We start from the raw sequence: 23854 nt of genomic DNA, 5'->3' as shown, positions 1-23854 counted from the left end.
CCTCGGAGCCATCCAGCAACGGATGGCTCTTTTTTTGTAGGAGGGGCTTCAGCCCCGACCGCCATCCCTGATGGTCAGGTCGGGGCTGAAGCCCCTCCTACAGGCGCTATCCCTGCAGTTCGCGCAACGTAACCGACGGCGGCGCATCCAGCACCCTGCGCGTGGCGAACAGGCCGGCACCGAGGGCTGCGAGCATGCCCAGCCCGCCACCGATGGCGGCCAGCTGCCAGTTCGCTTTCCAGGGCAGGTCGAACACCTGCGTGGCCACCACGCCTGACAAGACTGACGCCGCGATGGCGGCGACCAGACCGGCCAGCAGACCGATGGCCGCGAACTCCGAGGCCTGCGCAAGCCGCAGCTGGCGCCGGCTGCCGCCCAGCACACGCATCACGCCACCTTCCAGCAAGCGTTCGTCCTGGCTGGCGCTCACCGCCGCCATCAGCACCAGCAGGCCCGCCGCGAGCGAGAACCAGAACACCACCTGCACCACTTGCGAGACCTGCTCGGCCGTGCTGCGCACCTGGTTGAGCACCGCCTCCACATCGATCACCGACAGGTTGGGGAACTGGTTGACCAGTTCGCGCGTGAAGGCGGCATCGCCCGACGGTACGCTGACGGCGGTGATATAGCTGGCGGAATAGCCATCGAGTGCGCCCGGCGAGGCGACAACGAAGAAGTTGGGACGGAAGCTCTCCCAGTCCACGCTGCGCAGGCTGGTGACGCGGCCCTCGAAGCGCTGGCCGGCGATATCGAACGCCACCCGGTCGCCGAGCTTCCATCCCAACGCCTCGGCGAACTCCTCCTCCACCGACAACTCCGGTGACGACGGGGTACGTCCGGTCCAGAACTCGCCGGCCGTCACCTTGTTATCGTCGCGCAGTGTCGTCGCCATCGACAGGTTGAACTCGCGCTCGGCGCGGCGCTGCGTGCGCTCGTCGGCCTCTTCGTAGTCGGCACCGCTGCTGGGCTTGCCGTTGAGTTCGACCAGGCGGCCACGGATCATCGGATATAGGTCCACCGCCGAGAGCCCGCGCGTCTGCATGAAGGTCTTCACCGGATCCACCTGGTCCGGCTGCACGTTGATGATGAAGCGGTTCGGTGCATTGGCGGAGAGTGCGAGTTGCCAGCGATCCAGCAGATCGGTGCGCACGAAGGTCAGCAACAGCAGCGCCATCAGGCCAAGACCGAGCGCCGACACCTGCGCGATCGATGTTCCAGCCCGGCGACTGACATTCGCCAGGCCGTAGCGCAGGCTGCCGCGCAGGCGCGAGCGCAGGCGACGCACCAGCAGGATCATCGCCCAGGCCAGCAGCGAGAGGACGGCGAGCGTACCGACGATGCCGACCAGCATCGCCGTGCCCAAGGTGGGCGAGCCTGCCTTCCACCACAACAGTGCGCCCAGTCCGACGAAGCCGGTCAGCGCGACCAGCCATGCGCTGGGTTCGGTACGGTCGAGATCGCGCCTCAACACGCGCAATGCCGGCACGCGACGCAGCGCCAGCACCGGCGGTGCGCCGAACGCGAGCAGTACGATCATGCCCACGCCATAACCTTGCAGCGCCGGTATCAGGCCTGCTGGCGGGATGTCGATCTTCAGCGACTGCTGCAGCCAGCTGCCGATGCCCCACTGCAGGCCGAAGGCGATCAGCACGCCGACGGTGCACGCCGCCAGGCCCAGCAGTACCAGTTCGCCGACGTGGATACCCACCAGCGTGCGCTGCTGCGCACCGAGGCAGCGCATCACCGCCGTGCCCGACAGGTGACGCTCGCTGTGGCGACGCGCGGCCATCGCGACGGCGACCGCCGCCAGCACCACGGAGACCAGCGCGGCGAGACCGAGGAAACGACTCGCGCGATCAAGTGCGGAACGCACCTCGGGCCGTGCGTCCTGGATGGTTTCCATCCGTTGCCCACGCGCGAGTTGCGGCTTTGCGGCCGCCGTGAAGCTCTCCACCGCCGCCGCCTCGCCGGCAACGACGAGTCGGTAACGCAGTCGGCTGCCTTCCTGCACCAGGTCGGTGGACGGCAGATCGGCAAGATTGAGGAAGACCTTCGGCGCCACGTTGAAATAGTCCAGCGCGGCATCCGGCTCCTGGGTGACAAGCGCGGCCAGCTTCAGCGTGCGCGTGCCGATGCCGATCCCATCGCCGGGCTTCGCACCCAGCGTCTCCGCACCGGCCTGGCTGATCCACACCGTGCCGGGTGCCGGAATGCCTGCAGCATCGCGTTCGACGCCACCCGCGCGATCCACCAGGCGGAAGTTGCCGCGCAGCGGGAAGCCTTCGCCCAGCGCACGCAGGTCGCCCAGCGAGAGCGATTCGCCCGCGCGCACCATGCTCTGCAGTTCATGCGTCTCGGTCACCCGCAAGCCGGGCGCCTTGGCGAGTGCGCGCAGTGCCTCCGAAGGCGGTGCATCGCCGCGCACCACCACGTCGCCACCGAGCAGCCGGTTCGCCTCGATCGCCAGCGCGCGCTCCGCGCGGTCGGTGACGAAGCCGACGGAGGTCACCGCCACCACGGCGAGCACCAGCGCGGCGAACAGGATGCGGATGTCCCCCGCCACCAGGTCGCGCCGCAGCTGGCGCCAGGCCAGCGCGAGCGTCTTCATGCCGCGGAACCTTGCAGGCGACCGGCATCCAGGCGCAGGCGGCGCTGGCAGCGTTCGGCGAGATGAGCGTCGTGGGTGACCAGGATCAGCGTGGTGCCTGCATCGGCGTTCAGCGCGAACAGCAGCTCGATGATGGCCTGCCCGGTATGCGTGTCGAGATTGCCGGTGGGTTCGTCCGCGAACAACAGCGAGGGCCGCGTGACGAACGCGCGCGCCAGGGCGACGCGCTGCTGCTCGCCACCCGACAACTGGCGCGGATAATGGCCGAGGCGCTGGCCAAGGCCGACTTTTTCCAGGATCTGCCGGGCAGGCCCTTCCGCATCGGCATCGCCACGCAATTCCAGCGGCAGCATGACGTTTTCCAGCGCGGTCAATGACGGCAGGAGTTGGAAACTCTGGAAGACGAAGCCGACCTTCTCCCCGCGCACGCGCGCACGACCGTCCTCGTCCATGTCCGAAAGGCGCTCGCCATCCAGCGTCACCGTGCCGGCACTGGGCACGTCCAGGCCGGCCAGCAGCGACAGCAGCGTGCTCTTGCCGGAGCCGGATGCCCCCACGATGGCGACGGTGTCGCCATGCTCGATGCGGAAGCCGATGTCGTCGAGTATCGTCAGGGCACCGTCGGGCAGCGGCACATGCTTGCCCAAGCCCTGCACGTCGAGCACGGCATGGCGCGCAATGGAGGGGGCTTCAGTGGGGAGTCTGCTGGCGTCGGCCATGATCGTCTCGTCGGTCATTTCGTGGATCATCGGGAGCAGGGATTAAATGTTTCTTAATTTGAACAGGTATGGGGCCAGCGGCGTACGCATGCAATGGGCCATGGGCTTGGCGCTGCTTCTGCTCGTCGCATTATTCGCACGTCCCGCCGCAGCGCAGAGTGCGCAGGCCGCGCCCGCGAAGGGCACGCGCACCGTCCTGGTGATGGGCGACTCGCTCTCGGCGGCATACGGCCTGGCGCCGTCGCAGGGATGGGTGTCGCTGACCGCGGACCGGATCGGCAAGACGAAGCCGGGCTGGCGCGTCGTCAACGCCAGCATCAGTGGCGAGACCACTGCAGGCGGGGCGGCGCGCATCGCGGCGGAACTGCAACGCCACAAGCCCGCCGTCGTGGTCATCGCGCTGGGCGCGAACGACGGGTTGCGGGGCCTGCCACTGGCGCAGACGCGCGCCAATCTGGAAAAGATGATCAAGGCTGCGCAGGCAGGCAAGGCGAAGGTGCTGCTGGTCGGCATGCGGATGCCGCCGAATTACGGCCCCGATTACACGCGCGGCTTCGAACAGAACTTCAGTGCGCTGGCCAAGCAGTACCGCACTGCGCTGCTGCCGTTCCTGCTGGAACCCATCGCACTGGACCGCAATGCCTATCAGGCCGACAACCTGCACCCCGTCGCCAGCGCCCAGCCGAAACTGCGCGACCACGTCTGGACGGCGCTGGAGCCGATGCTGCGCTGAGGACCGGCGTTGCACCTACACGGTGGTAGGAATTTTCCTACGCCGATACGGGCAGTCCGCCGAATGTGATAACTGGCACATTCGCGCACAGTCCCCATGCCGGTTCCCTGCCCGGCATGCTGACTGGAGTACGCAATGCCCCGCCTGCTTTTCACCATCGCCGCCGATGCCAGCGGCTGGCAGCTGTACGAAGGCCAGTTCGGCCGCGACTGGTTCGACAACCTCGGCGACGCGCGCGAGAACGCCAAATTGCTCGCGGCCACCCTGCACCAGCATCACGGCATCCCGACCGCCGTGGTGGTCGAGATGCCCAGCAACGAGTCCGTGCTGTTGGCACGCCACGGCTGAAACACCGCTTCTGGCACGCGGGCGACTGCGCGCCGCTGTCCGCCCTCCGTCACCGGATGGCATGATCCGCGGCACACACCTGGAGACTCCGCCATGGGCAAGCACGCGTTCGAAGAGTCGCTGGCGCAAGGCCGGCACCGGCAACTGGCGCAGATGGCCGGTGAGTGGGAAGGCCGCTTCCGCCTGTGGTTCACGCCCGACGAACTGGCCTGCGAGGCCCCGCAGCGGGGACGCATCCGCAGCGTGCTGGGCGGACGCTTCCTGATGCACGAGTACGAGAGCCGCTTCAACGATGAGCCCATCGAAGGCATCGTGCTGTACGGCTACCACCTGGACGATGGCCACTGGGAATCCGCCTGGGTGGAGAGTTTCGGGACGGGCACCAACATCATGTTCTCGACCGGCGCCGGCAGCGCACCGAGCCCCAACGTCCTCGGCAGCTACGGCGACGGGCAGGGTGGCCCGCGCTGGGGCTGGCGCACGACGCTGGAGCAACCCGACCCTGACACGCTGGTGATCACCATGTTCAACATCACCCCGCAGGGCGAGGAAATGCGGGCGGTCGAGACCCAGTACACCCGCGTCGGATAGGCAGCCGTTGCAGAGCGGGAGCGATCAGGCCGCAATATCCGACAGCTGGCGCAGCGCCTGTTCGAACACCTCCACCGGTTGCCCGCCCTGCACCAGGTGGCGGTCGTTGAAGATCACCGATGGCACCGCGCGGATGCCCTGCCGCTGGTAGAAGTGTTCGCGTTCGCGGACCTGTGCAGCGAAGGCATCCGTGTCGAGGATATGCCGCGCCGCCGCGCCATCCAGTCCGGCGGATCCCGCGATGGCGGCCAGCGTGTCGCGGTCGGACACGTTTCTTCCTTCGCCATGGTACGCATTCAGCAACGCATGCTTGAGGGCACGCTGCTGCGGGGCGCCGAGTTCGCCCGCCCAGTGCAGCAAGCGATGCGCGTCGAAGGTGTTGTAGATGCGGTCGCGCTTCTGCAGGTCGAAGACGAAGCCCAGCGCCTCGCCGCGCTGGCGCAGCGCCTCGCCGTTCTGCGCCAGCTGCTCGGGCGTCAGACCGTACTTGCGGCCAAGATGACCCGCGATGGACTCGCCTTCCGGCGCCATGTCGGGATTGAGCTCGAACGGCTGGAAGTGCAGTTCCACCTGCAGGTCGCCGCCGATGTTCGCCATGGCGCGCTCCAGCGCGGCCAGGCCAACCGCGCACCAGGGGCAGGCCACGTCGGACACGAAATCGATCTTCACGGGCATGGACATGCGCTGCGCCTCACTCGCTCGCGGTGTTCTTGTAGACACGTCCCTGCTTCATCACGAAGCCGACGTTTTCAAGCACCGCCACGTCCTGCAGCGGGTCGCCATCCACCGCGATCAGGTCGGCGTAGTAGCCCGGCTTGAGGACGCCGGCATCCTTCTCGATGCCGAACAGGCGCGCATTGACCAGCGTGGCCGAGCGGATCGCCTGCAGGGGCGTCATGCCGAACTGCACCATGCGCGAGAACTGGCGCGCATTGAGGCCATGCGGGTAGACGCCGCCATCCGTACCGAATCCCATGACGACGCCGGCCTGGTGCGCCTTGCGGAAGTTCTCGCGCTGGGTGGCGCCCACGCGGCGTTCCTTCTCCAGCGATTCGGGCAGGAAGCCGGCCTTCTCGCCTTCGCCGAGGATGTACTCGGTGTTGTAGATGTCCATCACCAGTACGGTGCCGTTCTTCTTCGCCAGCGCGATGCCCTCGTCGTCGATGAAGCTGGCATGCTCGATGGAATCCACGCCGGCCAGCAGCGCATTGCGGATGCCGGTGGCGCCATGCGCGTGCGAAGCCACCTTGCGGCCCAGCGCATGCGCTTCATCCACGAGCGCTTTCAGTTCCTCCAGCGAATACTGCGGCGCACCGACCTCGGTGCCCTTGGACAGCACCCCGCCGGTGGAACAGGTCTTGATGAAATCGGCGCCGAATTTGACGTTCTGCCGCACCTTCTGCCGCGCGGCCCACGGGCCATCGGCCACGCCCTCGCCCACGGCCTTGTACTCGGCCGGCAGCAGGTTGTTGTCGCTGCAGTGGCCACCGGTGATGCCGATCGAGACGCCGCCAGCGAGGATGCGCGGGCCGTCGACTTCGCCCGTCGCGATCGCATCGCGCAGCGCCACGTCGGCGTAGCCGGGCGAGCCGGGCACGCGCACGGTGGTGAAGCCGGCGAGCAGCGTGGTGCGCGCGTTCTTCGCGCCCTTGATCGCAGCGGCGGGCAACGAGATGGCCAGGCGGCGATAGCCCTGCAGGTCGGCGTCGCCGTGCAGGTGCACGTGCGCGTCCATCAGGCCGGGCAGCACAGTCTTCGTCGACAGGTCATGGACCGTCGCACCGGTCGGTACCGGCGTGGTCGCGGCGGGACCGATGGCGGTGATGCGCGTGTCCTCGATGACGATGGCCTGATCGGCCAGCAGGCGTCCGGATTCGACATCGAGCAGGCGCCCTGCCTTGACGTAGGTGGTGGCCGCGAGCGCGGGCACGGCGGTGGAAAGCAAGGCGGCAATGGCCAGCAGGGAAAGGCGGCGCATCGGGGCTCCAGTGGAAGATGATCGCGCGACTGTAGCAAGCCAGCCCTGTAGGAGCGACGTAAGTCGCGACCGCACACCCAACGTCCGCGCGAAAAGCAGGTCGTTCTCCTTCCGGGCGCGCTGCGGCGCGCTCATCCCCTTGCGGGTTGACCGGCCATCGGGGGGCGGTCGCGACTCACGTCGCTCCTACAGGGAATTCCGTCGCGCCGCGGACGCCGGTCGGTCCGCAAGCGGCCGCTGCCTCAGATCGGCGTGGGATTGCGGTACGCGAAGCCCGCCTGGTGCCAGTAGGGGTACGGCTTTGGCCGCTGGCTCGCCGCATCCAGCTTGGCTACCTGCTCCGCCGTGAGATTCCAGCCCACCGCGCCGAGGTTCTGCTTCAGCTGCTCCTCGTTGCGCGCACCGATCACCACCGTGCTGACGGTGGGGCGTTGCAGCAACCAGTTCAGCGCGACCTGCGGGATGGTCTTGCCGGTTTCCTGCGCGACTTCGTCCAGCGCATCGACCACGTCGTAGAGATAGTCCAGCTCCACCCGCGGGCCGGCGTCGTTCGCGGTCTGCGACTGCAGGCGGCTGTTCTCGGGCAACGGCTGGCCGCGGCGGACCTTGCCGGTCAGGCGGCCCCAGCCCAGCGGACTCCACACTACTGCGCCCACGCCCTGGTCGGCGGCGAGCGGCATCAGCTCCCACTCGTAGTCGCGGCCGACCAGCGAGTAGTACGCCTGGTGCGCGACGTAACGCGACCAGCCATGACGGTCGGCGGCGGCCAGCGACTTCATCAGGTGCCAGCCGGAGAAGTTGGACACGCCCAGGTAACGGATCTTGCCGGCCTTCACCAGCGTATCGAGGGTGGACAGCACCTCTTCCACCGGCGGACGCGCATCGAAGCCGTGCAGTTGGAACAGGTCGATGTAGTCCGTGCCCAGCCGCTTCAACGCGGCATCGACCGCATTGATCAGATGATGACGCGAGGAACCGACCTGGTTCTCGCCGTCGCCGAATCGGAAGGTGGCCTTGGTGGAAATGATCAGGGAGTCGCGCGGCCTGCCCTTGATGGCTTCGCCGAGGATCTCTTCTGCAGCGCCCTTCGAATAGACGTCGGCGCTGTCGAACATGTTCAAGCCCGCATCGAGGCAGACATCGACCAGTCGGCGCGCCTCGGCCACGTCGGTGCTGCCCCAGGCACTGAACAACGCGCCCTGGCCACCGAAGGTGCCGGTGCCGAAGGAAAGGACGGGAACGCGGAAGCCGGACGCGCCGCGGTAACGGTATTCCATGAGCGGATGCTCCAGAAGCGGGGGAGTGCGCCATTGCACTCCCCTGCCGCGACAGCGGCAACCCCTGGCGGTGGAAAACTCCGTTGCCTGCCGACGAAAACTCAGTTGGGGCTGGCCGCCGGGCGCACGATGATCTCGCTGACGTCCACGTCGTCGGGCTGCTCCACCGCGTAGGCGATGGCGCGCGCGATGGCCTCGGCGGGAATCGCGACCTGGCGGAAGTCCTCGATCCACGTCTTGATGCCGGGATCGCTGATGGTCTCGGCCAGTTCGCTGGTGGTCACGCCCGGCGACACCACCGTGACGCGCAGGTTGTCGTGTTCCTGCCGCAGGCCTTCGGAGATGGCCAGCACCGCGTGCTTGGTGGCGCAGTAGACCGACGCACTGGGCCACACGCGGTGGCCCGCGGTGGAGGCGATGTTGATGATCTGTCCGCCACCCTGCACCTGCATGACCGGCAGCGCTGCGGCGATGCCGTGCAGCACGCCGCGGATGTTGACGTCGATCATCTGGTTCCATTCGTCGATCTTCAGCGCGGCCAGCGGCGACAGCGGCATGACGCCGGCATTGTTGACGATCACGTCGAGGCGGCCGAATTCCGCCGTGGCGAATTCGACGAACGCCTGCACGTCGTCCAGGCGGGTGACGTCGAGCGCACGCTGGCGGGCCGTGCCGCCTTCGGCTTCGATGCCGGCGACCAGCTGTTCGAGCCGGTCGGTACGGCGCGCGCCGAGGACGACGCGGGCGCCACGGCGCGCGAGTTCACGCGCGGCGGCTTCGCCGATGCCGCTGCTGGCGCCGGTGATGGCGATGACTTTTCCTTCGATTCCGGACATGGAGCACCTCGTTTGGGGGAAGCACGGCGCGGGCTGCGCCGAAGCGGAGCGCAGTCTGTTCCTCCCGGCCGGGATTTCGATATCCGGTTCCTCCGCGATCATTGCCTGATCCTGCGGAGGCCGCCCGCACCCCATTCCCTCCCCCGGCCTGTTGCGTAGACTCGTTTCCACTCCCCATGCACGCTCCACAGGCCTTCCCATGCCCGAAGCCGCCCCACTTCTCGATGACCGCGTCCGCGAACTGGCCGGCCTGATTGAACGATCCACCGGCAACGATGGACTCCACGCCACGGCTATTCCCGCGCTGCAGTTCTCCCGCCTGAGCGCGCCCATGCCGCTGCCGCTGCGCGGCGTGCAGGAAGCCGCACTGTGCCTGATCGTGCAGGGCGCCAAGCGGGCGATCCTTGCCGACGAGGTGTACGAGTACGACGCCAGCCGTTTCGTGGTGGCCTCGGTGGATCTGCCCGTGACCGGCCAGGTCACCCGGGCATCGTCCGAAGCACCCTACCTGTGCCTGGTGCTGAAACTCTCGCCGGCCACCATCGCCGAGATGGTCACCGAAGCGGAATCCGCGAAGACACCGCTGCCGCCACCTTCGCGAGGCCTGTTCCTGCAGCCCAGCAGCGTGGAGATGCTGGATGCCGCGATCCGGCTGGTGAAGCTGCTCGATGCGCCGCACGACATTCCGCTGCTGGCGCCGTTGATCGAACGCGAGATCCTCTACCGTGTGCTGTGCAGTCCGCAGGGCGCCATGCTGCGCCACATCGGCATCGCCGACAGCCAGGGCCAGCGCGTGGCGAAGGCGATCCACTGGTTGCGGCAGCACTACGCGCAACCGCTGCGCATCGACCACATCGCCCGCGAAGTGCACATGAGCGCCTCCGCCCTGCACCACCACTTCAAGGCGGTCACCGCGATGAGCCCGCTGCAGTACCAGAAGCAGCTGCGCCTGCAGGAGGCCCGCCGCCTGATGCTGAGCGAAGTGATGGATGCCGCCAGCGCCGGCCATCGCGTGGGCTATGAAAGCCCGTCCCAGTTCAGCCGCGAATACAGCCGCATGTTCGGCGCACCGCCGGTCCGCGACGTGGAGCGCCTGCGCAACCTCTGACGGGTGTGGAAACAGGGGCTGAACGCTGCCGCCGCGGACCCGGTCCCGACGTTGCCGCACCCCCGGGAGCAGGCGCACACTCAAATGTGACACCTACCGAGGAACGGCCATGAAGACGCCCGCCCTGTTGCTCATCGCCATCGTCGCGCTGGCGACCGCCGTGCCCGGCATGGCGCGCCAGAAGAACGTTACCGATCCCGGCATTCCGCGCAGCCTGCCGGCCGAAGGCGGCGCTGTCAGCGTGAGCTGGACCGATCCCGCGCAGTTCAGCGAGATCAAGTACAGCGGCAGTCGCTGGGAATCGGAGCGCGGCACCTGGGTCACCGACCTGGCGAAGTATCTCCGTGACGAGGCCGGCCAGCAGCTCGCCCGCGGCCAGACCCTGGACATCGTGATCACCGACATCGACCGTGCAGGCCGTTACGAGCCGTCGGCGCGATCGGCCATGAACGACATCCGCATCGTCAAGGACATCTACCCGCCGCGCATCGCGCTGAGCTTCAGCGTGAAGGGGCCGGATGGCCAGGTCATCGCCGAAGGCGAGCGCAAGCTGGTCGACCACGGGTTCCTGATGGGTCCCAACCTCAACAACAATGACACCCTGCGCTACGAAAAGCGGCTGATCGACGACTGGCTGCGCAAGGAGTTCCGGAGCGGCCAGGCCGTCACTTCCACGCCCTGACCCCGCGTCATCGCATCCGGGACCCGCGTCCAACCGGTGCGGGGCCCGTGCGTTTCAGGCCTCCGGTTCGTGCGGATACACCGCCGCTACCGAACATTGCACGCGCATGCCCATGCGCCCTGACCGTCGCGGATCGTCCGCGAACACGAAACCCGGATCCCCGGCGTCGAAGAGGCTGCCACCCCCGCTGTCCTGGGCGATCACGCGATCGCCGGGATTGCCGCAGATCAGGCCGATGCCCACGCCGGACCGGAAGACGATGGCCGGCGCCGAATCCAGGTCGGGACACGTCTGCGCCAGTTCCACGCGGTAGTAGCGATGACCGCCGGAGCGGCGCGGCGAGAGTTCCACCAGCATGCCCTTGCTGTCCTCCGACCATGCACGCAGGTAGCGCGGATTGAAGCAGAAACTTGGCGAGCCCGCGAAACCCTTGCGCTGCGGTGCCCGCACCTGCACGGTCTCCAGCGTCTTCACGTCGTCGCCCGCGCTCCGGATGGATGCCTCGCGCGCCATCGCGGCGTAGGCACGCGCGTCGATCCGCTCCACCCCGGCCACGGCACAGACCGAAGCACCGATGCGGACGAGCTCGCCGCCCGCACCGCAGACCCAGCCCTCGCGGGCGAGCAGCACGGCGCTCGCTTCGCCTGCACCCGGGCAATCTTCGCCCAGCGTGATGCGGAAGCGCTGGCCATCCTGTCCCTGCACCGCAAGCTGGCGGGACGAGGCCTGCCGCACTTCGGCCATCTGGCGCGCATCGAGGCAGCCGGGGGCGGGCGGCACTCGCTGCGCCAGTACCGGCGTCGCCGCCACCAGGAGCAGCAGCGCGCACCCGGGCAATGAACAAGACAAGCGCATCCGTGCCTACCTCCCTGAAACCGATCCGGATGGTAACCCAGGGTTGCAGCATGACGATGGCGACACCATATCGGCGCCATCTTCCCGCGGAGTTCCCATCATGACGATCTTCGACCTGACGCCCCCCACCGACGCGCAACGCGAGCGCCTGATAGCGGACCTGAGCGATGAAGAGCGCCGCGTGCTGCTGAACCATGGAACCGAGGCACCGTTCTGCGGCGTGTTCCTCGACAACAAGCAGGACGGCGTCTACACCTGCCGGCTGTGCGGGCTGCCGCTGTTCCGCTCGAGCGCGAAGTTCGATTCCGGCACCGGCTGGCCGAGCTTCTTCCAGCCCGTGGACGAGGCGCATGTCGGCCGCATCCGCGACAGCAGCTACGGCATGGTCCGCACCGAGATCGTCTGCGCACGCTGCCACAGCCACCTGGGCCACGTGTTTCCCGATGGCCCGCCGCCGACCGGCGAGCGCCACTGCCTGAATTCGGCGTCGCTGGCATTCACGCCCAATGGCGACGCGTTGCCCGACCTGCTCCAGCGTGGCGGCGCGGAAGCGCAGCCCGCCGGATAGATGCCCGTCGCCTGTCACAAGACCGGCACATGACGGCGGTAGCCTGACCGTCACCCAACCGTCTCCCGGCTGCCGCACGGGTGCAACACATGCCGCTGCCCGCCGATCCCGAAGCGCCTGCATCGCCGTTTGCCGGACTGCCCGGCGCACTCTGGCTCTATCGTTTCGATGCCGAAGGCCAGGCACGGGTACTGGATGCGGCCAAGTGCGGGCTCGACGCGCTGGCTGCCCTCGCCGATGGCTGGCATTGGTTGCACCTGGACCTGAGCGATGCACGCAGCGCGCAGGTGGTCGCGATGCTGCCGATCCCCGACGACGCGCGCGCCGCGCTGCTGTCGCCCGATACCCACGTCAACCTGCAACTGGAAGACGATGCCGCGCACGGCGTACTCGTCGACTGGGTGCACCAGCGTGGCGTCGACCTCGCGGCCGAAGGCCAGCTGCGTGGCGATGACGGCATCGGTTGGCTGCACTTCGCCGCGACGCCCGGCCTGCTGGTCACCGCACGGCGGCAGGCACTGCGCTCGGTCGAGGCGGCACGCCGCGGCATCGCGGGCGGCCTGCGCGCCGGCTCCACGGTGCGGTTGCTCGAAGTGATCGCCGACCATTTCGCCGACACGGTGGAGCGCAGCAGCGACAGTCTTTCCGTGCGACTGGACCGCATCGAGGACCGCGTGCTGGCCGACAGCATCGGCGAAGAACGCCGCGACCTGGCGCAGCTGCGCCACCAGACAGTCCGCCTGCACCGCCCGCTCACCGCCATGCGGCGCGTGCTCAAGCAGTTCGAGCAGCGCCATCCCGCCGATGCCGAGCACGAACTTCTGTCCGCCGTCTCGCGCCTCAACCAGCGCTTCGACGACCTCGATGGCGATGTGGGCACGCTGCAGGAACGCGCGCGCCTGCTGCAGGACGAAGTAGCCGCGAAGCTGGCCGAACGCACCAACCGCCACCTGTACGTGCTCTCGATGATCACGGCGTTGCTGCTGCCGCCCAGCCTGGTGGCCGGCATCTTCGGCATGAACCTGCCCGGCCTGCCGTTCGCCCACGGCACGCATGGCCTTGCGTTCGCGCTGCTGCTCGGCGTGGCGTCCAGCGTGGCGGTCTATCTGATGTTGCGGCGCATGGGCGTGGCGCGTTCGACCTGAGCACGCATGGGAGGGGCTTCAACCCCGACACGGACGTCACAGGACAGGATGAAGCGTGTCCGGCGCAATGTGCGGCACGCGCAGCATGAGGGCCAGAGTTCCACGGCGCCGGGATTCTGCGGTCGGGGCTGAAGCCCCTCCTGCACGGGTATCCTAGCGGCCTGATGACGCTGCCCCTCCGTACCGCCACCCGCTATGTCACCCCGCTGCGCGAAGGCGGCTCGATGCCGGCCGTGGTCGAGGCCGACGACGACGGCCTCTACGTGCTCAAGTTCCGCGGTGCCGGCCAGGGACCCAAGGCGCTGGTCGCCGAACTGATCGCCGGCGGCCTGGCGAAAGCGCTGCAGTTGCCGATGCCGGACCTGGCGCTGATGGAACTGGACGCCGACCTGGCGCGCACCGAAGGCGACCCGGAGATACAGGACCTGATCAAGGCCAGCGCCGGACTCAACCTGGCCATGGACTACCTGCCCGGCGCGGTGAACTTCGATCCCGTGGCCGAACAGCCGGATGCGGACCTTGCCTCGCGGATCGTCTGGTTCGATGCCTTCATCAGCAACGTCGACCGCACGGCACGCAACACCAACCTGCTGATGTGGCACCGGCGGCTGTACCTGATCGACCACGGGGCGTCGCTGTACTTCCACCACGGCTGGGACGGCGACGTGTCGGGCGCCGGCAAGCCCTTCCCGCTGATCCGCGACCACGTGCTGCTGCGCTGGGCCTCGCGCCTGGCGGACATCGATGCGGCCATGGCGGCACGCCTGCCGGATGCCGTGATGGCGGGGATCGTTGCGGAGGTCCCCGACGCCTGGCTGCAGGGACCGGACAGCTTCGGCGATCCGCCGGCACAGCGCGCGGCCTACACCGACTACCTGATCCGACGTCTGGCACAGCGGGACGCGTTCGTGCAGGGAGCGATCCATGCGCGCGCATGACACCTACGACTATGCAGTGATCCGCGTGGTGCCGCGCGTGGAGCGCGAAGAGTTCGTCAACGTCGGCGTCATCCTGTCATGCGAACGCGCGGGATTCCTGGAAGCTCGCATCGAACTGGACGAAGCCCGCCTGCAGGCCCTCGATCCCACGCTGGACATCGAATCGCTGCGCCGCCACCTGGACACCATTCCCGCCATCTGCCGCGGTGGCGAAGCGGCTGCGCCGATCGGGCTGCTGCCGGTGCGCGCCCGCTTCCACTGGCTCACGGCGAAGCGGAGTTCGATCATCCAGACCTCATCGGTGCACATGGGCCGTTGCGGCGATCTTCCTGCGACGCTGGAGCATCTGATGGATCGCATGGTGCGGCCACCGAAGGCGACCGCGCCGCGATGAGCGTCTACGTGGATGACGCCGTCACCCTGTGGCGCGGTCGTCGCTGGGCACACATGATGGCCGACACGCTGGACGAACTCCACGCCATGGCGGCACGGCTGGACATTCCGCGCCGCGCCTTCCAGGACAAGCGCAGCGGAGCGCATTACGACCTGACCGAAGAACTGCGCGAAGAAGCATTGCGGCGCGGCGCCATTGCCATTTCCCGCCACCGCGACCGCGAGCAGGTCCGCGCGATCATCCGTCAAGCGCGTTCGCAGTGGAGCGGCGCGCCGGACGGCGAACGCTCCCTGTAGGAGGGGCTTCAGCCCCGACCGCGCCGTGCTCCAACCCCACGCAGGCGCCCGCCAGAAACCCGGCCCCGCGATCTGCGTCAGAGCTGTTGCGCCTTCCCGCTGCGGATGGCGTCGTCCAGCAAGCGCTTCACTTCGCGCTGCATCTGTTCCGTCGCGGCCACCTGCCTGCGGCTCAGCGCTTCCTGCTGCCGTGCGAGGGGCTCCTGCTGCCGCGAAAGGACTTCCTGCTGGCGCGCCAGCGCTTCCTGCTGCTGGGCGAGCGCGTCCAGGCGACGGTCGGTCTCCGCATCGCTGGCACGGCTGCCCTGCAGCGCGGCCGACGCGCGTTCGGTGGCGATGGCGGCCATCTTCAGGCCCAGTTCGCCCTGCTTCACGCCCAGCTCTCCCTGCCGCTCGCCCAGTGCGCCCTGCTGTTCGCCGAGCTTGCCCTGCTGCGCGCCCAATGCCTCGACCGGCGCATGCGCGGCCTTCACCCGCTGCACGGTGGCGGCATCACGCACGATGTACTGCTTGCCGTCCTCGCGCATCCACAGCACGGGCGCTTTGCCCTGCTGCAATGTCCTGGCGATGCGGATGTCGTCGCTGTGCCCGGCCATGGTCACCTCGTTGTCCTGGATGAGCACGTAGGCGTCGCCATCGCGTGCGCCGCCGATGCTCCACGTGCCGCGCATCGGGGGCGGTGCGGGGGGCGTGGGCGCCGCCGGGGCGCGCACGCGGGGCGCCGCAGGGGGTGCCGGTGGTGCCGGTGGTGCCGGTGGTGCCGGTGGTGCCGGCATGTCGCGCGCTGCCGCGACCACGACGGCACGCGGGGCTGCCTCCGGCCTGGGCGCCGCGACAGGATCGGCCTGCGCCGCGATCACGGGTGCCGCGACGGGCGTCGCTGCCACCGGCACTGCGGTGGCCACCGGCGCGACCGGGGTGCTGCTGGCAATCACGCGATAAGGCACCACGCCCAGCAGCACGATGCCGACGGTGACGGCCAGGGCGCTGGTGCGCAGGGGGGAAGCGGTGTGCTGCAGCATGAGCAGTCTCCTCTTGAGGATGCGGAATGTGGGGGAGGCGCCGGCCAACGCTGGCGAGGGAGCGGTGGAAACGCCCAGCTTCACCAGCAGGCGCCCGTAATCGCGCGGAGCGTGGCGCTCATCCGCGAGCACGGCGGCGTCGCAGGCGACTTCACGCGCCAGGCTGTATTCGCGTGCCGCGAGGTGTGCGACGGGGTGGAAGAAGAACAGGTGCTGCGCCAGTGCCGGCATCCACGCCCACCACAGGTCGCGACGCTGCAGGTGGGCCAGTTCGTGATGCAGCGACATGCGCAGGTCGTCTGCATTCATGCGTTGCAGGGCGGCAGCGGGCAACATCAGCACCGGCCGCCACGGCCGCGCGAGCTGCGGCGAGTCGATGTCGTCGCTGACCTGCAACATCGGCAAGACCGGGATGCCGAGATGGCGGCCCAGCGCGTGGTACTCCTCGCGTACGTGATGATCCCGGCACGGCCGCGCGCGCGCGATCTGGCGCCGCAGTTGCCACGCGTGGCGCATCGTGTTTGCCAGCATCACCGCCACGCCGGCCAGCCATGCAACCAGCAGCAGCACCCCGACATCGAGGGAGGTCTCCTGCGTCGATGCCGCCGGCGACGTGACGGTCACCGCCGGTCCCGCCGCCGTGAAGGCAGACGAGGCGTCTCCAGCGGCCGCCATCACCATCTGAGCCGCGACGGGCTCCGCCGGCAGCAACGGCAGCGCAACGGGGGCATGCCACACCAGCCCGACCACCATCTGCGCGGCCACCAGCCACCACAGCCAGGCCCGCGTGCGCGCATCCAGGCGTGGCAGGTAGCGGCACAAGGCCCACACCAGGGCGGCAAGCAGCAGCGACTGCATGCCGACGTCGAGCAAGCGGGAAAGCAGGCTGTCCGCCCAAGCGACAAGATCCATGTCAGCCCTCCTTCCGCCGGGACTGCAGGCTCGCGACCATCGCCTCCAGCTCCGCCAGTTCGTCGTCGCTCACCTCGGTGCGCTGGGACATCCACGCCACCAACGGCGACAGCGAGCCCTGCAGCGTCTTCTCGACGAAACTGCCGACCGCATGGCGCATCACTTCATTGGACTGCGCGACCGGCGCGTACCGGTACACGCCCTCCACCTGGCGGCGTCGCAGGTAGGCCTTGGCACGCAGGCGCTCCATCATCGTGAGCACCGTGGAGCGGGCCAGGCCGCGGGCCTCGCCGAACGCGGCCGCCACTTCGCCCACGCTGGCCTCGCCGTGTTCGGACAGGTATTGCAGCAGCGCCAGTTCCTGGTCGCCGATGGACTTGCGGGCCTTGCCGGGCATGGGATCGCCTTGTGACTACAGCTGTCGTCAACATGCCCGTGACGACAAATGTAGTCAACCCTGCCGAAGGTCATTCCCGCGCACCGGCCGACAGGCGGTCGCGGCTCAAGAAACCGGTGGCCAGGCCGATCCTTGGACAACCCCACCGTGTGCCCCCGCCATGCTCATCATCGTCGGCTTCATCATCGTCACCCTGAGCGTGATCGGCGGCTACCTCGGCTCGCACGGCAAGCTGGGCGCCCTGTGGCAGCCGTTCGAGCTGGTCATCATCGGCGGCGCGGCGCTGGGCGCCTTCATGGCCAGCAATCCGACCAAGGTGGTCAAGGGCACGATCGCGGCCACCCTGTCGGTGTTCAAGGGCGCGAAGTACAAGTCGGCCGACTACCTGGACGTGCTGACGCTGATCCACGAGATGCTCAACAAGGCGCGTCGCGACGGCTTCATGGCGCTGGAAGAGCACATCGAAAACCCGACCAACAGTCCGCTGTTCCAGAAGTACCCGAAGATCCTCGCCGACCACCACCTGCTCGACTTCCTGACCGAATGCCTGCGCCTGATGGTGGGCAGCAACATCGAGCCGCACGAGCTGGAGCCGCTGCTGGAGCTGGAGCTGGAGAAGCACCACCACGAGGCGATGGCACCGGCACACGCCCTGCAGAAGATGTCCGACGGCCTGCCCGGTTTCGGCATCGTGGCGGCGGTGCTGGGCATCATCGTGACGATGGGTTCGATCGGCGGCGACATCGCCGCGGTCGGCGCGCATGTCGCGGCGGCGCTGGTCGGCACCTTCCTCGGCATCCTGCTCGCCTACGGTTTCGTCTCGCCGCTCGCCGCCGCCATCGAGGCCCAGGTCGAGCAGGACAGTCGCATGTACGAATCGGTGAAGACTGCGCTGCTGGCCTGCCTGCGCGGCTACAACCCGGCCGTGGCGCTGGAATTCGCCCGCAAGACGCTGCCGTCCGACGTGCGCCCGCCGTTCGTCGCGTTCGAAGCGCACCTCAAGGCCAACAAGTAAGCCATGGCGATGAGCGACCAACGCCCCACCATCATCGTCCGCCGCATCAAGAAGGTCGCCGGCGGCGGCCATCACGGCGGCTCATGGAAAGTCGCCTACGCGGACTTCGTGACCGCGATGATGGCGTTCTTCCTGGTGATGTGGCTGATGGGCGCCACCACCAACAAGGAGCGCGCGGCGATCTCGGAATACTTCCGCAATCCCAGCCCGCTGAGCGGCAAGAGCTTCTCGCCCGCGCCCGGGCCCGCCGGTCCCGGGGGCGCCAGCAATTCGATGATCAAGCTGGGCGGCACGATGGACATCCCACGTGGCGACGCCAACGATCCTTTCAGCAAGCCTTCGGCCGATGCGCAGAAAGCGGAGGCCGAGGAGCAGCAGAAGGCGCAGGAAAAGCAGCGCCTGGAAACCCTGATGCAGGCGCTGGAGGAAGCGATCGGCAAGAGCCAGGCGCTGGAACCGTTCAAGGACCAGTTGCTGCTGGACCTGACGCCCGAAGGCCTGCGCATCCAGATCGTCGACCAGCAGAACCGGCCGATGTTCGACCTCGGCGGAACAGTGCTGAAGTCCTACACGCAGACGATCCTGGCCGAGCTGGCCGGCTTCATCAACCAGGTGCCGAACCACGTCAGCATCACCGGACACACGGATACCACGCAGTACACGTCCAATCGCGGTTACACCAACTGGGAGCTCAGCGCCGAGCGTGCCAATGCCGCGCGGCGCGCGCTGGTGGCCGGCGGCATGCACGAGGACAAGGTTTCGCGCGTGGTCGGGCTGTCGTCGTCGGTGCTGTTCGACAAGCAGAATCCACAGAACCCGATCAACCGCCGCATCAGCATCGTGGTGATGACGAAGGCGGCAGAGCAGGCAATGCAGGGCGAAGGCGGAATGCTGACACCCGGCGCACCGCTGCCGGACGCGGATACCGCGATGCCGGAACGCACGGCCAGCGTCGCGCCTCCACCCGCAACGCAGCAGGTCGCCGTCGCGTCAGCACGCCCCTGACACGCATCCGTGATCCCGGCAGGGGCGGCGCTCGCATCTGACCGCCCACGACGATTACGGCGGTCATGCGTCTCCTTCCCGCACGATTGCCGGGCCTTTCAGCTCCAGCGTGTTCCCGTCGGGATCGTTGAAATAGAGCGACAGTCCCTCGCCTTCCGCGCCGAAGTTGGTGTCCGCCGGCCCGGTGGGCGTGATGCCGAAGCGCGCAAGGTGTTCGACCAGTGCGGCCTCATCGAACGGTTCGATGCGCAGGCAGAGATGATCGACGTTGCGCCCTTCGCGGCCAGCCGGCGCGCCGCCGCGCGCACCCAGCTTTCCGTCCACGCTCACCAGATCGATCATCGATGCACCCGCGCGCAGGTGCACCAGCCCCAGGTGCTCACGTTGCCGTTCCATGTCGCAGCCCAGGACGTCGCGGTAGAACGCGATGCTGCGCGCGAGGTCGCTCACGCGCAGGACGAGATGATCGATTCGCTGGACATCGAAGGGACGCGGCATTGTCGGACTCCCGGGTAGTTGCAGACGCGACGATCTGCGCACCGGGATTTCGACATGCGGTGCGACCTCGTGGCGTTGACGCAGCTGAACGGAGCGCGCACAATCCGCGCCGATCAGCCAGCACCGAGTCGCTTCGTCGAAGTTCTCACCGCCAGCGGAATGCGCCCTTCGGGCCCCCACCCGCTCCGAGAACTCGATGAAACCTTTGACCCTGGCGATCCTGTCGGCGTTGTCCGCCGGCGCGCACGCGGCCGAGACCGCACCTTCCGATACTCCCGCTCCCGCCGCCGCACCGCTGGCGACCACGCCGGAGTACCTCAAGCCCACCACCATGGACACGCTGAAAGTCGTGGGCCAGCGCCTGTTCCCTTATCAGGAAGGCATGGTGCTCAACGAGCGCTACATCCAGGACCAGGCGAAAGGCAACGGCGACATCGGCACGTTGCTGCGGATCAATCCGAATGTGCAGTTCGACGACTCGGCGGCGATGTCATCCAACCGCATGGGTGAGATCCGACCAACTGACTTCAGTATCAACGGCGCCCAGTATTACCAGAACTTGCTGCAGCTCGATGGAGCCAGCTTCAACAATGACATCGACCCCCAATCCAGCAATCCGCATGTGGTGGCGGAAGTCCCTTCCGTCGCGCAAGGTATCGCGCTGGACACGGATCTGATCGGCAGCCTAACGGTCTTCGACAGCAATGTCCCGGCGAACTTCGGCGGCTTCAACGGCGGCGTCGTGGATGCCCGCAGTCGCCAGGCGGGGGATCGCTTCGGGGGCAAGCTGAACTTCCGCATGTCGCGGTCGACATGGAACGAGATGATCATCGATCCCGGCGACCGGCAGGATTTCCTCGAGTCCGCGCAGTACTCCAATCAGCCCGTCTACGACAAGTACAAGGTCGGCCTGATGCTGGAGGGTCGGCTGGACAATGGCCTGGGCTTGATCGGCACCTTCACTCGCACGCGATCGGATATCCCGCTGCGCGGCTATACCGACAACAGGACCAGCCCGGACGACGCCTTCATCAAGGAACAGCGACGGGAGAACACGAGCGCCAGTCTCCGTGGGGATATCGACCTCGGCGGCGTCCGTCTTTGGGCGAGCGTCACCCATGCGCCCACCGATGAGCGCTACTTCACCATCAATACCAAGAACTCCTGGTTCGACATCAAACAGGGCGGGCCCGTTGCCAGCGTACGCGCCGCCTTCGACGTGGGCGCCTGGACGGTTGGCAATACGCTGTCGTACAGCGATGTGGAGAGCTCCCGACGCGGGCAGTCCGGCGTCGAGTACTGGAAGACATGGGCGCGTTCCGAGGCCTACGACTGGGGTGTGAACAACAACAGTCAAGAAGGCAACTGGGGCAACGTCGACCAGACATCGCGCGACATCGGCTACAAGCTGGTCGCCGATCGTGCGCCGTTCCGCTGGGGCGACGCTGAGCACCGTATACAGGCGGGTGTCGAGTACGCGGACCGTCGGGCCACATACCATCGCCTCAACGACCACGACAGCTACCTCTCACCTGGCACGACCACGTCCTGCCTTGGGCCGGGTGGAGTGGAAGACAGCGTCTCATGCTCGCTGTCGCCCGTGTTCACCAGCGTCACCAATGGGGTTGTCGCCGGTCGCGGCCAGTTCTTCCGCACACGCAACATCTACAGCGCCGGCTACTTCGAAGTCGCGATGGCGCAATGGGCTCTGTTCGTGCAGGACGACATCCGGCTGGGGCGATGGAGCATCCGTCCCGGCCTGCGGCTGGATGGCGATGACCTCATGGACCAGAAGACGCTGGCGCCACGCCTGGCCCTGTCATGGGACGTGTTCGGCAACCAGTTGTCCCTGCTGACCGCCGGCGCGAATCGCTACTACGGCCGTAGCCTGTTCTCCTACAAGCTGCGAGAGGGGCGCGAGAACCTGCAGACGGCCTACACACGCTCCTCGGCGGCCCAGCCCTGGCGGGTGTCCCGCCGCTACACCGCCGCCAACCGTTTCGAAGCACTGGACATTCCTTACAGTGACGAACTGATGACCGGCTGGAACCAGCGCTGGTCGAACCTGGACATCAACGTGAAGTACGTACGGCGCGAAGGCCGCGACGAAGCCCTGCGGCGGGAAGTTCCCAGCGAGGACGGCAGCGGCTACTACGCTTCCGATGTGTACGAGTACTTCAACGGCGGACGCAGCAGTAGTGACATCTACACCTTGGCCGTCGGCCTGGTCCGCCCCTGGGAGGCGTTCGGGGCCCACACCCAGATACAGCTGGCGACCGACAAGACCGAAACCAAGCGAAACTACGGCGACTACATGACCGATGTGACCGCCACCAGCTACAACCAATGGGTGCGGTACAACGGTGCGCTGATCCGGCGCCATGATCTGCCGCCTTCCAGTTACAACCGGCCGTGGACCGCCAGGCTCTCCACGCAGACACGCTGGGAGAAGCCGGGACTGCTGTGGAGCAACTTCCTCCGGTATCGAGCAGGCAATCGGACCACGACGACCGTCGGCACGGAGGTGCACGAAGGACGATCCATCGACGTGATCGAGGACATCGATCTGCCGGCGACCTGGACCTGGGACAGCACGGTCGAGTACACGGTCGCACTACCGCGCGACCGGGAAGTCTACGCGCGCGTCGAGGCCATGAACGTACTGAATCGTTCGAATGCCTATCGCACCGGCACCGCGGTCTACTACGAACCCGGCCGCAGCTACTGGCTCGAGCTGGGCTACAGGTTCTAGTCATGCGCTTTGCACGTCGCGCCTTCCCTGCCCTGTTGTTCCTGTCGTTGCCCGGCACACTGGTTGGCGTAGGGATGGCGCAGACCCATATCGAGTCCCCCCCGGCTCCACCACAACAGAGCCTCGCCGAATGCCGCCAGCGCATCGCCACCAGCACACCCCGCGTCGACGCCGATTGTCTGCGCCGCGTCTACGCACTGCCGATCAACGAATGGCCTGCCCCCACGGTCGACGCAGGCGCGTCGTGGCAGGAGCTCGCGCCACTGCCTGACATGCCGCCGGCGCCTGCGGACAACCCGCAGACGCCGGACAAGATCGCGCTGGGCAAGCAGCTGTTCGAAGACCCGCGCCTCTCGCGCAGCGGACAGATCGCATGCGCGAGCTGCCACGACCGGCAACTGGGCTGGGGCGATGGACGCAGCGTGTCGTTCGGGCACGATCGGCAGGCGGGCAAACGCAACGCGATGAACGTGTCGATGGCCGCCTTCTCCACCCCGCTGTTCTGGGATGGTCGCGCAGCAACGCTGGAGGCGCAGGCACTGCATCCGATCCAGGATTCCGCGGAGATGGCCTTCGCCCCCCGCGAACTGGAGCAGCGTCTCAACCGGGAAACCGACTACCCCGCCGCGTTTGCGCGCGTGTTCGGCGAAAGGAAGGTCACCATGCCTCGGGTGGCACAGGCACTGGCCAGCTACCAGCGCAGCCTGGTGCCCCGCTTCAACCGCTTCGACCGTTTCCTGGAAGGTAGGCGGGACGTGCTGACGGACCAGCAGCTGTGGGGACTGCATCTGTTCCGCACCCAGGCACGATGCATGAACTGCCACAGTGGCCCTGCACTGACGGACAACCGCTTCCACAATCTCGGACTGCACTTCCGCGGTCGTCCGAAGGAGGACCTGGGGCGCTACCGGGTGACCGGCGATCCCGCCGACAGCGGCAAGTTCCGCACACCGACCTTGCGCGGCGTGGGAAAGACGGGCCCCTACATGCACAGCGGCGGCTTCATGGAGTTGCGCGGCGTGGTGAACATGTACAACGTCGGCATGCCGCGGCCAGCGCGCAAGCCGGACCAGCAGGACGACCCGCTGTTCCCGCAGACCGATCCCCTGCTCAAGCCCCTGGATCTGCACAAGACCGAACTCGAGGCGATCACCGAGTTCCTGCAAACGCTCTGACG

23 protein-coding genes and 1 pseudogene are annotated in these 23854 nt (G+C 67.6%); 14 read left to right on the top strand and 10 right to left on the bottom strand.

Annotated elements, in window-relative coordinates:
* Nucleotides 1-106 precede the first annotated feature (106 nt).
* Both IB223_RS16865 and IB223_RS16860 read right to left on the bottom strand, forming a co-directional pair.
* On the bottom strand, nucleotides 107-2608 hold the full coding sequence (locus IB223_RS16865; RefSeq protein ID WP_192202912.1) for an FtsX-like permease family protein: 2502 nt from the start codon (nucleotides 2606-2608) through the stop codon (nucleotides 107-109).
* Complete coding sequence (locus IB223_RS16860) at nucleotides 2605-3327, bottom strand: ABC transporter ATP-binding protein (protein WP_192202989.1); 723 nt, start codon at nucleotides 3325-3327, stop codon at nucleotides 2605-2607. The genes IB223_RS16865 and IB223_RS16860 overlap by 4 nt, the downstream gene beginning before the upstream one ends.
* 88 nt (nucleotides 3328-3415) lie before the next feature.
* On the opposite strand from IB223_RS16860, the gene IB223_RS16855 reads away from it, so the two are divergent.
* From IB223_RS16855 to IB223_RS16845, 3 genes are all read left to right on the top strand, one after another.
* Nucleotides 3416-4060, top strand: coding sequence for an arylesterase (locus IB223_RS16855; protein ID WP_192202911.1), 645 nt, complete (start codon nucleotides 3416-3418; stop codon nucleotides 4058-4060).
* A gap of 135 nt (nucleotides 4061-4195) precedes the next feature.
* The gene (locus IB223_RS16850) at nucleotides 4196-4408 is read left to right on the top strand and encodes a hypothetical protein (RefSeq protein WP_142126021.1); all 213 of its coding nucleotides are present in this window, start codon (nucleotides 4196-4198) and stop codon (nucleotides 4406-4408) included.
* 93 nt (nucleotides 4409-4501) lie between these two features.
* On the top strand, nucleotides 4502-4999 hold the full coding sequence (locus tag IB223_RS16845) for a DUF1579 domain-containing protein (RefSeq protein ID WP_192202910.1): 498 nt from the start codon (nucleotides 4502-4504) through the stop codon (nucleotides 4997-4999).
* 24 nt (nucleotides 5000-5023) lie between these two features.
* On the opposite strand, the gene IB223_RS16840 is transcribed toward IB223_RS16845, so the two are convergent.
* From IB223_RS16840 to IB223_RS16825, 4 genes are all read right to left on the bottom strand, one after another.
* Nucleotides 5024-5680 carry a DsbA family oxidoreductase gene (locus IB223_RS16840; RefSeq protein ID WP_192202909.1) on the bottom strand — a complete coding sequence of 219 codons (657 nt, stop codon included), beginning with the start codon at nucleotides 5678-5680 and terminating at the stop codon, nucleotides 5024-5026.
* Between the two features lie 10 nt (nucleotides 5681-5690).
* A complete protein-coding gene (locus IB223_RS16835) occupies nucleotides 5691-6977 on the bottom strand; it encodes an amidohydrolase family protein (protein ID WP_192202908.1) in 1287 nt (428 codons plus the stop codon).
* A gap of 242 nt (nucleotides 6978-7219) precedes the next feature.
* Entirely contained in the window at nucleotides 7220-8254 is a 1035-nt protein-coding gene (locus IB223_RS16830) for an aldo/keto reductase (RefSeq protein ID WP_192202907.1), read from the bottom strand.
* Between the two features lie 101 nt (nucleotides 8255-8355).
* Entirely contained in the window at nucleotides 8356-9090 is a 735-nt protein-coding gene (locus IB223_RS16825) for an SDR family oxidoreductase (protein ID WP_192202906.1), read from the bottom strand.
* 199 nt (nucleotides 9091-9289) lie between these two features.
* Here IB223_RS16825 and IB223_RS16820 point away from each other — a divergent pair, with 199 nt between their 5' ends.
* Together IB223_RS16820 and IB223_RS16815 are read left to right on the top strand one after the other, a co-directional pair.
* Complete coding sequence (locus IB223_RS16820; protein WP_192202905.1) at nucleotides 9290-10198, top strand: AraC family transcriptional regulator; 909 nt, start codon at nucleotides 9290-9292, stop codon at nucleotides 10196-10198.
* Nucleotides 10199-10307: 109 nt separating this feature from the next.
* Nucleotides 10308-10880, top strand: a complete 573-nt coding sequence (locus IB223_RS16815; protein WP_192202904.1) for a DUF3016 domain-containing protein — start codon at nucleotides 10308-10310, stop codon at nucleotides 10878-10880.
* Nucleotides 10881-10934: 54 nt separating this feature from the next.
* Here IB223_RS16815 and IB223_RS16810 read toward each other — a convergent pair whose 3' ends face one another.
* A complete protein-coding gene (locus tag IB223_RS16810; protein ID WP_192202903.1) occupies nucleotides 10935-11735 on the bottom strand; it encodes a hypothetical protein in 801 nt (266 codons plus the stop codon).
* Between the two features lie 100 nt (nucleotides 11736-11835).
* On the opposite strand from IB223_RS16810, the gene msrB reads away from it, so the two are divergent.
* The 5 genes from msrB to IB223_RS16785 all read left to right on the top strand — a co-directional run bounded on the left by msrB (nucleotide 11836) and on the right by IB223_RS16785 (nucleotide 15076).
* Entirely contained in the window at nucleotides 11836-12303 is a 468-nt protein-coding gene (msrB, locus tag IB223_RS16805; RefSeq protein WP_192202902.1) for a peptide-methionine (R)-S-oxide reductase MsrB, read from the top strand.
* Nucleotides 12304-12392: 89 nt separating this feature from the next.
* Nucleotides 12393-13448: a CorA family divalent cation transporter gene (locus IB223_RS16800; RefSeq protein ID WP_192202901.1), complete on the top strand. Its 1056-nt coding sequence runs from the start codon at nucleotides 12393-12395 to the stop codon at nucleotides 13446-13448.
* 164 nt (nucleotides 13449-13612) lie between these two features.
* Nucleotides 13613-14386, top strand: coding sequence for a HipA family kinase (locus IB223_RS16795; RefSeq protein WP_192202900.1), 774 nt, complete (start codon nucleotides 13613-13615; stop codon nucleotides 14384-14386).
* Nucleotides 14373-14780 (top strand): DUF3037 domain-containing protein, encoded by a 408-nt coding sequence (locus tag IB223_RS16790; protein ID WP_192202899.1) that lies wholly within the window; start codon nucleotides 14373-14375, stop codon nucleotides 14778-14780. Before IB223_RS16795 ends, IB223_RS16790 begins: the two co-directional genes overlap by 14 nt.
* Nucleotides 14777-15076: a DUF4031 domain-containing protein gene (locus IB223_RS16785; protein WP_192202898.1), complete on the top strand. Its 300-nt coding sequence runs from the start codon at nucleotides 14777-14779 to the stop codon at nucleotides 15074-15076. The genes IB223_RS16790 and IB223_RS16785 overlap by 4 nt, the downstream gene beginning before the upstream one ends.
* 77 nt (nucleotides 15077-15153) lie before the next feature.
* Here IB223_RS16785 and IB223_RS16780 read toward each other — a convergent pair whose 3' ends face one another.
* Nucleotides 15154-17010 (bottom strand): M56 family metallopeptidase, encoded by a 1857-nt coding sequence (locus IB223_RS16780; RefSeq protein WP_192202897.1) that lies wholly within the window; start codon nucleotides 17008-17010, stop codon nucleotides 15154-15156.
* 1 nt (nucleotide 17011) lies between these two features.
* Nucleotides 17012-17407 carry a BlaI/MecI/CopY family transcriptional regulator gene (locus IB223_RS16775; RefSeq protein ID WP_192202896.1) on the bottom strand — a complete coding sequence of 132 codons (396 nt, stop codon included), beginning with the start codon at nucleotides 17405-17407 and terminating at the stop codon, nucleotides 17012-17014.
* Nucleotides 17408-17567: 160 nt separating this feature from the next.
* Between IB223_RS16775 and motA the strand changes: the two genes are divergently transcribed.
* Nucleotides 17568-18422, top strand: coding sequence for a flagellar motor stator protein MotA (gene motA, locus IB223_RS16770; protein WP_192202895.1), 855 nt, complete (start codon nucleotides 17568-17570; stop codon nucleotides 18420-18422).
* A 9-nt stretch (nucleotides 18423-18431) separates the two neighbouring features.
* Nucleotides 18432-19379: pseudogene (gene motB, locus IB223_RS16765) on the top strand (flagellar motor protein MotB); the annotation flags it as partial.
* 111 nt (nucleotides 19380-19490) lie between these two features.
* On the opposite strand, the gene IB223_RS16760 reads toward motB, so the two are convergent.
* Nucleotides 19491-19925: a VOC family protein gene (locus IB223_RS16760; RefSeq protein WP_192202893.1), complete on the bottom strand. Its 435-nt coding sequence runs from the start codon at nucleotides 19923-19925 to the stop codon at nucleotides 19491-19493.
* A 196-nt stretch (nucleotides 19926-20121) separates the two neighbouring features.
* Here IB223_RS16760 and IB223_RS16755 point away from each other — a divergent pair, with 196 nt between their 5' ends.
* Both IB223_RS16755 and IB223_RS16750 read left to right on the top strand, forming a co-directional pair.
* A complete protein-coding gene (locus tag IB223_RS16755; RefSeq protein WP_192202892.1) occupies nucleotides 20122-22677 on the top strand; it encodes a hypothetical protein in 2556 nt (851 codons plus the stop codon).
* Nucleotides 22678-22679: 2 nt separating this feature from the next.
* On the top strand, nucleotides 22680-23852 hold the full coding sequence (locus IB223_RS16750) for a cytochrome c peroxidase (RefSeq protein ID WP_225591168.1): 1173 nt from the start codon (nucleotides 22680-22682) through the stop codon (nucleotides 23850-23852).
* The last annotated feature ends 2 nt before the right edge of the window (nucleotides 23853-23854 follow it).

Source organism: Pseudoxanthomonas sp. PXM03 (genome assembly GCF_014852005.1).
GTDB lineage: Bacteria > Pseudomonadota > Gammaproteobacteria > Xanthomonadales > Xanthomonadaceae > Pseudoxanthomonas_A.
This window is presented reverse-complemented; position numbering and strand designations above follow the sequence as displayed.